This is a genomic window from Microcoleus sp. FACHB-1515 (assembly GCF_014696105.1).
Taxonomy (GTDB): domain Bacteria; phylum Cyanobacteriota; class Cyanobacteriia; order Elainellales; family Elainellaceae; genus JAAUTJ01.
This window is the reverse complement of record NZ_JACJPO010000025.1, coordinates 22,421-35,229: the sequence shown is the minus strand read 5'-3', so window position 1 is coordinate 35,229 and position 12,809 is coordinate 22,421. Positions and strand designations below refer to the sequence as shown.

10 protein-coding genes are annotated in these 12,809 nt (G+C 56.7%); 3 read left to right on the top strand and 7 right to left on the bottom strand.

Annotation, left to right across the window (positions count from 1 at the left end; genetic code table 11):
- Positions 1-116: 116 nt before the first annotated feature.
- Positions 117-1,316: a trans-acting enoyl reductase family protein gene (locus tag H6F67_RS08890; protein ID WP_190765446.1), complete on the top strand. Its 1,200-nt coding sequence runs from the start codon at positions 117-119 to the stop codon at positions 1,314-1,316.
- Positions 1,317-1,396: 80 nt separating this feature from the next.
- Here the strand turns inward: H6F67_RS08890 and H6F67_RS08885 are convergent, their stop codons facing one another.
- Positions 1,397-2,659 carry an acetamidase/formamidase family protein gene (locus tag H6F67_RS08885; protein WP_199304321.1) on the bottom strand — a complete coding sequence of 421 codons (1,263 nt, stop codon included), beginning with the start codon at positions 2,657-2,659 and terminating at the stop codon, positions 1,397-1,399.
- A 277-nt stretch (positions 2,660-2,936) separates the two neighbouring features.
- On the opposite strand from H6F67_RS08885, the gene H6F67_RS27645 reads away from it, so the two are divergent.
- Together H6F67_RS27645 and H6F67_RS27640 are read left to right on the top strand one after the other, a co-directional pair.
- Positions 2,937-3,242, top strand: a complete 306-nt coding sequence (locus H6F67_RS27645; protein WP_242020567.1) for a hypothetical protein — start codon at positions 2,937-2,939, stop codon at positions 3,240-3,242.
- The gene (locus tag H6F67_RS27640; protein WP_242020566.1) at positions 3,239-3,463 is read left to right on the top strand and encodes a helix-hairpin-helix domain-containing protein; all 225 of its coding nucleotides are present in this window, start codon (positions 3,239-3,241) and stop codon (positions 3,461-3,463) included. The genes H6F67_RS27645 and H6F67_RS27640 overlap by 4 nt, the downstream gene beginning before the upstream one ends.
- A gap of 273 nt (positions 3,464-3,736) precedes the next feature.
- Here the strand turns inward: H6F67_RS27640 and H6F67_RS08875 are convergent, their stop codons facing one another.
- The 6 genes from H6F67_RS08875 to H6F67_RS08850 all read right to left on the bottom strand — a co-directional run bounded on the left by H6F67_RS08875 (position 3,737) and on the right by H6F67_RS08850 (position 12,809).
- On the bottom strand, positions 3,737-5,041 hold the full coding sequence (locus tag H6F67_RS08875) for a hypothetical protein (protein WP_190765445.1): 1,305 nt from the start codon (positions 5,039-5,041) through the stop codon (positions 3,737-3,739).
- An 11-nt stretch (positions 5,042-5,052) separates the two neighbouring features.
- Positions 5,053-5,940, bottom strand: coding sequence for a glycosyltransferase (locus tag H6F67_RS08870; RefSeq protein ID WP_190765443.1), 888 nt, complete (start codon positions 5,938-5,940; stop codon positions 5,053-5,055).
- The gene (locus tag H6F67_RS08865; protein ID WP_190765441.1) at positions 5,915-8,191 is read right to left on the bottom strand and encodes a YncE family protein; all 2,277 of its coding nucleotides are present in this window, start codon (positions 8,189-8,191) and stop codon (positions 5,915-5,917) included. Before H6F67_RS08865 ends, H6F67_RS08870 begins: the two co-directional genes overlap by 26 nt.
- Before the next feature lie 79 nt (positions 8,192-8,270).
- Positions 8,271-10,436, bottom strand: coding sequence for a phage tail protein (locus H6F67_RS08860; protein WP_190765439.1), 2,166 nt, complete (start codon positions 10,434-10,436; stop codon positions 8,271-8,273).
- Positions 10,437-10,440: 4 nt separating this feature from the next.
- Positions 10,441-11,745, bottom strand: a complete 1,305-nt coding sequence (locus H6F67_RS08855) for a LysM peptidoglycan-binding domain-containing protein (RefSeq protein WP_190765437.1) — start codon at positions 11,743-11,745, stop codon at positions 10,441-10,443.
- Between the two features lie 26 nt (positions 11,746-11,771).
- Positions 11,772-12,809 carry a hypothetical protein gene (locus tag H6F67_RS08850; protein WP_190765435.1) on the bottom strand — a complete coding sequence of 346 codons (1,038 nt, stop codon included), beginning with the start codon at positions 12,807-12,809 and terminating at the stop codon, positions 11,772-11,774.

The window sequence follows — 12,809 nt, the reverse complement described above, 5'->3', positions numbered from 1 at the left end:
TAGTTGAATCGCTGATTAAAGTCGAACTAAAACATCAGCATTGCTGAGTCTGCAACTTGAGATCTGTAGCTTATTCTCCCTCGATTTTCGTCTAGTCCTACGGGTCCACCTCAGTTGTGCTTTACGGTGCGAGTGGGTTTGTAGGCAGGCAGACGGTGCAATACTTCGATCGCCATCCTGCCTCTAAGCAAATCCACTGGGCGATTGCGGGACGAAACCACCAGAAGCTAGAAGCCGTCAGATCCGAGGTTGGTGCAGCGGTCGATATCCTGGTTGCAGATAGCCAAGATCAACAGGCCGTAGACGATATCGTGTCGCAAACGCGGGTGCTGCTCACAACTGCTGGCCCCTTTGCCTGCTACGGCAATGCCCTAGTCGATGCCTGTGTGCGGTTCAAAACGCATTACGTGGACATTACGGGAGAAACGCCCTGGGTCAAGACCTTGATCGATCGCTACCACGTTCAAGCTGCCGCCGATGGCACGCGCATCATCCCCTGCTGCGGCTTCGATTCTGTTCCCTCAGACCTGGGCACTTACCTGCTGGTTCGTCACCTGCAACAAGCATTCGGAGTGTCTTGCCAGCGAGTGAATGCCTACTTTCAGGCGAACGGCGGCTTAAATGGGGGGACGCTGGCCTCTGCTTTCAATCTGTATGATGCAGATGTCACAGGGCAGTTTAGCGATCCCTTCCTGCTCAATCCGCCCGCAGTGCATTTACAAGCTCAGATCGATCGCAACCGTGACCCGCAAGCGCCATTGTTTGCGGCTGAGGTCAACACCTGGGTCGCGCCCTTCTTCATGGGAGCGGTCAACACGCGAATTGTCCGCCGCAGTTGTGCCTTGTATGACGAGTGGCAAGAGTCCTATGGCAGTGACTTCACCTACCAGGAATATCTCAAGCTCGATGAACCGCTTTCAGGTCTCAAGGCGATCTGCCTGACGGTGGGAACGGCGCTGTTTATAGGTGCTTTGCAACAGCCCCAAGTGCGCTCGATCGTGCAACCGTTCCTACCCCAACCGGGCAGCGGACCATCTGAGCAAACGATGAATCAGGGCTGGTTCTCCTGCGAACTGGTGGGCACTGCCTCAGATGGGCGCAAAGTAAAAGGATTAATTCGCGACCAAGGCGATCCAGGCAATCGGGCAACGGTCAAATTCTTGTGTGAATCTGCTTTGGGTTTGGCACTTCAAACAGATGAGTTATCAGGTGGTCGATCGCGGGGAGGTATTTTGACTCCAGCAACTGGGCTGGGTGAAGTGCTGGCGGAACGGCTGCGTCAGGCTGGGATGATCCTGGAGGTGCGGACAGTTTGAGTGGGGAGATCGATCGCTAAACCTGCCTGCAAAATCACCGAAATGAAAAAGCAACCTTTCCATCGCCAGAAGCTATCGCCCTAAGCCGAATAGGGCGTGGGCAAAAACACATTCTTCGGCAGGGCAGCATGACAGCCTTGGCGAATATCGACCACCTGCGTCACGCCAAAATCGACAGCGACCGAAATCAGCGAGTAGGCTTCATCCGCACTCATCTGTCGCTTGCTCTGGAGGAAATCAACCATCTGATCGGCAGACTGCCGCATCGCTTTGTTGAGGTCTTCATTAAAGCCGTGCGTAATCCAATGCGTTGCCGTTTCCATGATCGGGTTGGTGATGGGGAAGTCTTTGATCACAAAAATCTGAAGATAGGCATTCATCGAGGCTTCGATCGCCGTTCCCGACAGTTCCGCATCACCCTGCGCCATGTGTGAATCGCCCACGTAGAAGTTCGCGCCGCGATTGAAGACCGGGTAGTACATCGAGGTTCCGGCTCCGTTACGCCAGTTGTCAATGTTGCCGCCAAACGCACCGGGCGGAATGCTGTTGATGCGTCCGCTTTCCTGCGAAGCAACGCCCATAACGCCAAAGTGCGGTCGCAGCGGCAAGGCAATTCCTGTTTTGATCGTTTCTCGCGCACTCGGATCGGGCGGTGAGATGAATTCGGGCTGGTCGTAGAGCGCTCTGCCCTTGAAGTCGAAGGCGAAAGCGGGCTGTGCTAGATTCGATGTCGTATCGAACTTGTAGATGGTGACGCGCTCTTTCTTGAAGCTGTCGTAGAGGTAGCCCCAGTGGGCGGCGAGATTGCTGCCGTAGGGCAGGCGCGGCTCGGTTTTGAGAATTCGCACCATCAGCGTGTCGCCAACTTCAGCTCCCCGGACGGCGATCGGTCCGGTCATGATGTGAACGCCCGGACCGCGATCGGTCACCTTCTCATACACCTCGCGCACACCCGCATCCATGAGCAAATCAGGTGCATCACCCGCATGATGCGTCAGCGCCTCGACGTAGACAATATCGCCAGAATCGATCGTCAACACGGGTGGCAACTCTTTGTTGAAGAAGCCCCAAAAGCAAGTTTCCGGTGTGGCTCTGAGGATGTGAATGTTGCCCGCATCGCGAATCTCGTCAGCCGCCTGGAGAGTCTGTGCCTGTGCCTGTTCGGGATGACGCAAAAAGCCAATCGCCGTATGCGTACCGAGTGCTGCCGCAGCGCCCATCGACGTGAGAAACGCGCGACGTGACTGCTTGGAGAGAAATTGCGACGGGTGCAGGGCGGGATCGATCGATTCTGGTTCTGTGGCAGCGTGGTCGTGGTCGTGATCGGGGTGATGCTCAGACACAGGAAGGGGTGAACAGATGAAGAGATTTACAGATTGTAGAGAGAAAAATTGCAGCGATTGTATCGCTCAATACGAAGCCACAGAGGGCAATGTTCGGTAGGGTTTCAAATATGTGGATGCCCATTTTGAGGCGCTTGCAGGAAGTGGCTTTCAAAATCAAGATCCACAGGTCTAGAACACTACCTGAGGTGAGACAGGCTGTTCCCAGCCAGAATCAGGGACAGCTCACGCTACTGTAACGGGTAGCACCGATCGATCGCGCTGCCCTGGAAATAGTATGGCGATGTCCCCCTCCTCAAGTTCTCAACCTGCTGCACTCGAACCCTTACAGGGGGTGGTGGAGCGCATTACCTACCACTCGGAAGAATCGGGCTACACCATCGCCCGTCTCAAAGCGCCCCGTACCAGCGAGCTAGTGACGATCGTGGGTAACTTCGCCAATATTCAGGCGGGACAAACCTTACAGCTTAGCGGCACTTGGCGCGAGCATCCCAAATACGGTCAGCAGTTTCAGGTCACCCAGTACCGCGAAACCAAGCCTGCCACCATCACGGGGATCGAGAAATACCTGGCAGCGGCTTGATTAAGGGAGTGGGTCCCGTCACCGCGAAGCGCATCGTCGCCCACTTTGGCGCAGACACGCTCGACATTATCGAGCAGCAGATCAATCTCAATCGCCTCATTGAAGTTCCCGGCATCGCCAAGAAGCGGGTCAAGCGATATTTGATGTGGATGTGCATCGGATTCCAGCCAGCGGCATCGTCCCCGCACACTGGCACTACGACATTCGCTATCTGCTGCTAGCAAGCGAGTATGAACCCTTGCAATACTGTGAGCGAGAAGCGCTTGATGTGCGATGGTTTCCACTCTCCCAACTTCCGCAGGTGAGCACCGATCGATCGCTCCATCGCATGGCACATAAGATCGTCAGCAGGGCAACTGACATGCGGTGCCTCTCTGCAAAAGCTACCATCGTTGACTCATGATTTCGCGCTAGCCGTTGAAGGACGGCTAGGGTCAACGCTTGGCTTCAACCAATTCTCCCAACAAAACCTGTACAAATGAGGTGACTCGCTGCTAGCCAAGCACGGCAAACCAACTATGAAATTGTCCGCCCGCCGCTCGATCGCCGGATGGCAAAGTTGCGTCTGTTGTACTGAGATTGTTCAAAATCTCGATCGAGAGAGTGGTCTGATCAGTGACGTTCCAAACCTGATTGAGTTGCTCACTCGAGAGTTTTGTACCAGAGAAGTCTGCATCGAGTAGATTCGGCGGCGTGGTCGTATCGGTAATGGTGTCAGCAGTGGCACGAATTTGAATTAAGAAGCGAGACTGAAACAGTTCTTGAGCGCCAGCTCGCAGTTGATAGGTGGCAGTGAAGCCGGATTCATCCGTAGCAGGCGGATTTTCAGGGGAAAGCGCCAGAAAAATTCGGCGAACAACCGTGAGGTTGTCATCCGATCGAAGCTGCCAGAACCGCAGCCAAGCATCAGGTTCCGAAAGCTTGGGCATTGCCATCTCGCGATCGAACGTGATTTTGAGCAATGGCCGCTGCGCCCACTCTCGCAGCAGCGCTTGATCGTTGTTGAGATTGATGCCATTGCCAGGGAAGATCGATCGCACGACGGGCAGCGTCGTAGATTTGCACAGGTAGTAGTAGTTGGCAAAGGAAACGACATGGCGGCGATGGGCAAAACAGTCGATGCCTTCTTTTGTAACTTTGCTGCCTGCGCCCAAGGTGATATCCGCCAAAATTACCCAGGGTTCAGTCGGACAGGCAGGACAGGCATGATCGGGCGTGCAGCGTGCCACGTCGTCTAGATTTGGCTGCGGCATCGGGTCGGCATAGGTGCTGGGCAGTTCGCTCAGCAGTTTGATGGCGTAGCTGTCGCGGATGCGGCTATATTCGCACTCAATCTCGTTGCAGCCGCAGCTTGTGCCGACGACGCGCACCGGGCGAGTTTGGCATTCGGCATAGCGCACGGCGAGGTAGTAGGGCTTGTTGGACTGGCGATCAACGCGAATATTGCTGCACCAGGGATCGGTCATGTCGCTACAGGGCGAAATGGCGTTGCCATCAGTTCCCTGCTGGCACAGGTTAACGGTGACTTCTTGATCAATGTAAATCTCATCTCCGTAAGGGCCAAGAATGTAGCCCGGTTCGATCACAATTTCACACTCGCCTGTTCCAGGTTTGATTCTGGCTCCGCAAACGACGCCCCAGCCGTGCAAGAGGCGATTGTGCCGACGCAGCTTATCGCGAAAGTAAATTTGATCCTGGATCAAATCATCAGGCGTAATCAGCTGGCGCGGAAAAAAGCGGGTGCGCTCTAGTCCGATCGCGCCAGTTGTTGAGCAAGACCCAGGGTGTTCGGTATACATATCGCTACTCCTTAGAACATCATGTCAAAGCGATCGCAGAACCAGTCATCGGTGCGGATTCGCTGCGCTATCAGGCGATCGCGCTGCTGCCAAATGTCGCTGTCGGCCAGCCTCGCCAGGGCGATCGCGAAGTCGCCGTCCTCCTTAAAGCAGGTCAATACTCGTGTCAGTCGCTCTCCGCTGAAATGGGCAAAGATCAGCCGCAGCGAATTGTAGATCGTGAGCTTGCGATCGACGGCGTAGGGATGCTTGCGGCGAAACAAATGAGCGGCCTCAGCCTGTGGCACAACCAGCAGTTCGTAGCCCAGCAGCCACAGCCGCACACAGAGTTCCGAATCTTCAGATCCCCAGCAGGTCATGCCCGCATCAAAACCGCCAACCAGTTCAAACGTGATCCGTGGCATCGCCAGAAAGCAGCCGCAGAGCATTGGTACCGGGTAGGGCTGGTATCCCTGTCGGCTCATCCACTCGGTGTTGAGGCGAGCATCTTTGAAGCGGTAGCCGTAGCCGCGATTTTGGGGATTGGCGATCGACGAAATCACAGGTCCGACGGCTCCCACATTTGGGTGATCGAGCGCCGCGAGCAACGGCTCCCACCAGCGCGGAACAGGATTGACATGGGCATCCGAAAATACCAGCACATCTCCGGTTGCGTGGGCGGCTCCCCAGTTTCGCGCTCTGGCAACTCCAAGCTGCTGCGCTTTCAGCAGGCGAACCGAATCGCTCACAGGCAGAGTATCTGCACCACCATCGGTCGAGTCATCGTCTACCACGATAATTTCGCTTTCGTCAGGCAAAGTGGCCTGTAGCTGCTCAACGGTCGATCGCAGCGTCGGGGCTTCGTTACGGACAGGCACGATGACGCTAATTTTTTCAAACGATGCTGAAGGTAAAGACAAGGTTGTCTCCTTGGCTGCGATTGCCACGCAGAAATACGCCGTCTTCTGATTGAATTGCGGGACGCTGACCGTTAGGATCGACCTTGCCAAACAGCGTCACCTGATATTTACCTACAGGGAACGTTCTAAACTCGCGGCTAATCTCAAACCGGCTGACGCGGCGATCGTCACTAGTGACAATCGATCCGGCTACATAGCGCTCTGGTTCATTGCTCCAGTCAGACTGCACCAGCACGCTAAAACTATTTGGATCAGCGCCAAATTCGTCCGCCTTGACCGACTCTGGATTGACCGGACGATCGAAGGTCATTTGAATCGATCGAAGCTGGCGGCCATTGTCAAACTGTGGCGGCTGGTTGATCGAAGTCAGGCGAGCGATCGATTGATTTTCAATATTCAAAAAGGCCACCTGCACTCTCAGCGGTTGGAGCGGTTCGACAGTTGGTTCTAGGCTTGGCTCTGAACTGGGTTCCGGGCTAGGTTCCGGGCTGGGTTCTGGGCTTGGCTCTGGACTGGGTTCCGCAGATGGCTCTGGACTGGGTTCCAAACTCGGTTCCGGGCTTGGCTCTGGACTGGGTTCAGGCGTCGGTGGGGGTGTTGGAGCAGGGACGACCTCGGCTTTGCAGCATTCTTCGACGCGCTCAGCCAGACAGAGGATCAGTTCGAGCAGCGTGGCATTACTGTAAACTCTGGGTCGGTAGGTACAAGTGTCGATCGCCCCAATGCTACCATCTGCCAGCAGTTCGACCGTCGCGATCGGAATGCAGGGCTGAACGGGCGGCGTGGCACATTCGCCTGCCAGTTCACACAGCAGCAGATGGCGATCGAGGTCGATGACGCTGATGCTTCCTGATGCCGTGACCAGTCCGCGCAGTCGGTTTGGCACGATCGCGATGTCGGTTGGATTCTCGCCAACTTTTAGCCGTGCCCGTTCCTGCAAAGTGTCGGCAGAAAAAATGATCACTTCATGCTGACCCGACTCAGAACTGCTGACGAGATAGTAAAATTTGCCATTGCTGGTTAGGGCACTGGCTCGCACGCTGGCGGCAATCGCAAAACTCGCGGCTGTGCCATCTTCGCGAATGGTTTGCACCTCAGTATCATTGGCAACATAGGCGACTCGACCTGCTGGCGTCGATCGCAGGGCGAGCGTTTTCGGTGAATTGGCTAAGGATTGGGAGAAAACGGTATTCGTGGCGGTATCGATTCGCAGCAGGGCGTTTCCGTCCGCATCGATCGCATACAGCCAGCGGCTATCAGCAGAAATCGCCAGTTCAATCGGGCGAGTGCCTGCCACAATCGAACTCATCACGGTTTGGTTGACGGCATCAATGCGATCGATCTGCTGCGTCTGCGAGTTGACGGCAAACAGCACCGCTCCCCCAAACGCTGCTGCACAAGCGCCATAGGGTCGATCTCTCAAAAACGTTGTCGTTGCGGGCGGATTGGCCTGTAGATCAATTGTTGTGATTCCAGCTTGATGCGTGACGAAGGCAACGCCGCCATCGGGCGCGATCGCCACACCGCCTAGTGGCAACGAGACGACATTTTCCAATGTGGCAAGAATAGCGTTAGTGTCTACATCAATGATTTGTACGGTTGGTCCGTCTTGCGTATTGAGGACGATCGCCCGCTGGCCATCCGGCGTGATCGCAACGGCGATCGGGCTACCCTGCGTTGAGATTGTGCTGACGACGGCCAAGCCTGTTGTTCCGCTGTCAGTTAAATCCCCGACCAGTGCCCGACAAAGATTTGGATCGATGCCGCTAGCGATCGGTTTGGGCAAGCCGGAATGCACCAGCAGGCGATAGCGCTCGCGGATCATGCTGGGGGCGCAGCCGTTGCGGGTGTCGCAGTCGCCGACCAGTACGGGCACAGGTTCGGCTTCGCATTCAAGATAGTCTAAACAGAGCGTTACCATTCCGGCTCCGGCAATGCGATCGCCCCAGGGTTTGCCACAGGCATCGGTTGGCTGGCGCGGGTCGATCGGAAATTCTTCTGGAACGGTAATTTCGCGTCCCAAAAAGTCGATCGCCACCCCGGGCGCGATGCAAACTCGCGTCTTATCGTTCGACAGATGCAGCGACAAGCCACAGACGACGCCCGCACCCAGCGTCAAGCGATTGAGCAGCCAGCGTTTGCGGTTGAAATAGCTTTGCTCCAGGTCGAAGTGAAAGGCATCTAAAAGTTTGCCGTAAAAGTAGCGGTTGCGAGCAGGCGTTGTAAGTTGCCCTAACAGATCGCCGTTCATCTCACCTCACCTCCCGGGCAAAGCGGATCGTTAAAATCAACTTGTGTTTGAGCATGATGCCAACCTCTTGGGGTGAATGTTATTGCAGCGATGTGCGGCGATTTAGACGGGCAGTTTGTCCAAGCAGACTGCCAGCGCGATCGATCGGTGTGGCTAAAACGGTATCGACGCCAAGCTGCTGCGTCTCAGCCAGGACGAGATCGGGCGGGGGTGCGCTGACGATCGCGTCGATGCCCAGGCGCGCCTGAAAGCCGACGCGCATTTGAGCTTCGATCGCACAAAGCTGATAGGTCGTGTGGGCGGGTTTCTCATGGTCTAGCACCTGCTGCACGCGCACCATTGCCGTCTCGCTGTCCACATCTGCCGCATACACCTGGACGCAAAAGCGATGTGCCACATCCTCAAACAGCGGTGCGCCGTAGTTTTCGGCTTGAATCAGCTGCGTCTGATTGAGTGTGGCGGTTGTGCCGACGACTGCGCCTTGGGCATCGCCCGGAGCCAGCATTGTCGTAAACCCCAAGGCTGAATTGCCCAGCGACCACAAGCTGGCAAAGCGAGCAGGCTCTTCAATATGGGCGATCGCTCCCGTGTAAAGGCGAATCAGTTGCTTGAGGCCAGTCACGGTTCCCCGCTGGCTGTAGAGGCTGAAGGCATCGCCGATCGCTTGCCGCCTTTGCGATTCGCTCCAGGTTTCGTCGAGGTCAAAGGCCAACCAGCCTGCGAGCCAGTCGAGCCAGTCGTTGGGGAAGCGATCGGGGGCGGCAGATCGATCGAACAGTTGCGGGAGCCGATCGAGCAACTCGGTTTCTTCAGACAGCAAGTTTTCAAACAGTGCCAAAAATCGTTCGAGAAACACTTGCTCGCTGCCGCCGCGCTGATAGATCGCTGGCAAGTGACGCAGCCAAGTCTCGGAGTTGTATTCCAGCCGCATCTGATGCAGAACGGGTGAAGCCGTGCCGTCACTGCGCCAGACGCCTTTGATCCACAAGTAAGGCGCAGGCTGATTCAAGATCAGCAGATCCAGTCCGTCTAGTGGAGCTGCCCACCAGGTATCGAGCGGCACAAGTTCACCCGGATTCACGCGATCGAGGATGGGCGTGGCAACAGTTGGGGCATCGGGTAAGGAACTGGTGTAGGTAAAAAACTGAAGGTGGCAGCTTGGAGGCAGCGGATCGGCGATCGCCCGCAGTCGAAACCAGCGCGTCGGCGGTTTAGCCGTCACATCAACGTGAAATGCACCTGCCAAAAAGCTGCCCGTTTCGCTGTAAGCCTGGGCTGGCAGAAGCCGCATCACCGCGCCACCGCCACCCGGATGCACCAGCACTCGCCCCTGACGATCGCGGCTCAATCCAGCGATCGTACCGCGATAGCCCCGCGCTGCACCCAGGAATTTCCCCTCAAGGTCAAATCCAAGAATCTGATCGCCTTCTCCGACATACAGCGTATCTGCCGTTGCCACCATGCCCGTCGGCTGCTCCAGGGCGATCGACTGCCAGCGAGCGGCGATCGCTTCGTCTGCCGTGCCATCGAGTTGATAAACCCGCAGTTTGCCGCGCTGTTCGCCGTCGATCGATTGCAGGTCAAGAATGAGCAGGCGTTCTTGTCCATCGAACTGGGCAATGCAGATGTAAAGTGGCTGCTCCAGCGCGATCGCCGCAAATTCAGGAATCAGGCGGCCGTTTGCCGTGAATTTTTGGATGCGCCGATTGCCGCGATCGAGAACATAAATATCGCCCGCTCCATCTGCAATCAAATCCCAAGGGTCGTTCAACTGACCGGGGACATCGCTGGCGATCGGCGGGGCGTAGGGGTCAGGCTGTCCCCAAATGCCCAGCAGTTGCAGGCTGGACAGATCGACGATTTGAATGCGGTGATTGCCGCTGTCTGCGACGTAAAGCCGTCGCCCCAGCACCAAAACGCCACGCGGCGATCGCAACTGTCCTGGCAAGCTGCCCGTGCCGCCAAAGCAAGGCAGCGCTGCGGTTTCGCCCGTACAGGCATCCCAGCGCAAGATTCGATCGCGGCTCAAGTCGGCAAAATACAAATTTCCGTCTGCATCCGCATCGAGATTGGCCGCGCCTGAAACTGAAATTTCGGCGGGCGGCAGTTGGGCGATCGTCGCTTCGATTTGCGGAATTGGAGCGAGCGTAATTGCCCCGTCCGATCGCTGCACCAGTCCCGCCTGAAGCTGAAGATTCGTCCAGACGTTGTTGAGATTGAGATATTGAAATCCCGGTTCTGACATGGCCTTATCCCTCAATTCCCATCCAGACGACGTGCCAGCCCAGCTTGGTTTGAAGCTGCTCCATGAATTCTTCGGTCAGCACGATGTTGGGCGGATTCAGCAGCAGCGCTTCTCGCGGAACCGTGAGCGAATCGCCAACAGCAGCAAACATCGTGTCGCGACTTAACCCGTTCACCGCCAGCAGCGTTTCGACCGAGGTTGAGGTGCGAGTGGCGATCGCGTTGAGCAGTCCATCGAAATCACTGGAAATGATTCCGACAGGCGGATAGATGAAGAAAGTAGACAGAACTTGCCCCACTGCGACCCGCTGCCCCGCAAGCTGCGCTTCTAAGTTTTGTTGAGCGAAGGTTACACCCGGCGCACCCCAAGGCTCGGTCGGCACAAAAGTCGGCCTAGCACGAGCGACGATCGCATCACGCAGCAGTTTGTAATCGTCTGCCGTAATTTGCGTGGTGAAAAACTCACCTGTGGCGGCTCCCAGCGGCAAAATCACCTGCATCTCAAACTGATTGGCAGACGCGCCTGCCACCTGCGCGTAGCCATCCACGACGAACTGACGGGACTGGCCGTTGACAGTGTCACTCACCAATCGATCGCCCACAATATGCGCCTGATAGCGCGGCGGTGTGCGAAATCCGGCACTGCCAGTCGAGACGATCGCCTTAACGCCGATCGGACTATCTTTGTTGGGAAAAAGCTGCCATTCTGTTTTGCCTGCTTCGGTTTGTCCAGCGGCAATGTAGGGCTGTTGGGCAGGCACGGCATCGCGCCGTTCTGCGATCGATACATCCTTAAGCAACTGACAGTTTTGCACTTGAATCGTGGCGAGAATCACATCTTCTCCGCGCCGATAGCGGCTGTCAGCATCGATGTCGCTAGAGTCTTGCTGCCAGCGGATGATCGGCTGCTCCGATCGCCGCACTGCGCCTGCTGTGCCGCACATGCCGCTTTGCGTCTGCGGAGTCAGTCTGCTGTCGTCGGCGTAGGAAGCCGTTAGGTAGTACGTCACGGGACCGCCATCGCTCGCGCCAGCAACGGCAGGAATCGCCAGAGTGAGCGGCTGACTTTGAATCAAATCGCGTCCGTTGCAGTCTACGGCATAGCCTGGAGCCAACCGCACCACGCGATCGCCCTTCTGTCCAGAAACGGCATAGCCAAAGGCAATTCCCCAACTATGTAAACTGCGGTTGTGCAGCCAGCGCAATTCGCGGTGAAACGCTTGGACGGCATCTAGATCAGCGGCAGTCAAGCGCTGTCCGTCAAAGAAGCTGGGGCGATCGAGAATCGGAATATCGTCGGGGACTGGCATGGCAATTCGGCGGTAAAGGGCAGCGACTAAAGCAGATAGGCGTAATTTGGCAGGGCAGCAAATTGGCTGATCGCAGGTGGTGGACAGCCTTTAACCAGTTCGACGCCAAGCCAGTGAATGCCAACGGGCAAGAGCGGATTTTGGTTGCGGTTAAGTTCGGGCAAATCTGTCAGCAGCGGTATGAGGGCCTGGCGATCGCGCAGACCAAAGCGGACATCCAGCCGAAAGCCAGACGAATAGGGATTGGCGTAGGGATTGGCGATTGACACAAATGGTCCGGTCAACTGCTCCATCAAGCGCCTGAGCGCAGCAGGCGAGAGAAATCGATTAAAGCCGGACGCGGAGCTAAACGGATGGCTGAGCAGATTGGCGAAATAAAATACGCCGGACGGTGCGCCGACTCCGCGAAAGCCGCCGCTAGAAGTATCCACATAAACTGACCACGCTAGCGGCGAACCATAGGCGGTGACGCTACCCGCTCGCACCTGTCCGCTCACCAGATGAGGGCGCGTTAATCCCTGCGTGGTACGGCGTAAGGAAGTGTCCAGCACGGGCGGCACTCCGGCTTCGAGTTGCAGCCGCGCAATCGGAATTTCCTCACCCAAGCGCACATCGTCAGCGAAGGGAAGCGGCTGTCCTAGCTCGCCGGCTCCCGCATCAGACCAGCGCCACAAAAAGCGCTCTTCGGTCGGACGGCGATCGCCCAGACAAGTCGTGCGCGGACGATCGCCGAGCAGCGTGGCGCGATCGGCATAGCGAATCACCAGGTCAAACGCTCGTGACGACGGGAGCGGATTCGGCAGCGCGATCGGCAGCGGTCGCGCCGACAGGATTTCGCGTCCTTGACAGTCGTAGGCTAAACCCGGCCCTACCTGAACAACATTGCCCTTGAGAATCACCTCAAACCCCAGCGCCACACCCCAGGTATTGTGGAGAGCGCGGACATGAAGTTCTCGCAAGCGCGTTTCGGCATCTGCCTCAGACTGCAAATCTTGTGCGCTGAGTCGTTGATCGTCGTTGTAGCGAATGCGTAAGGTGCGATCGCCAAATTGCGAGTGTGTCAT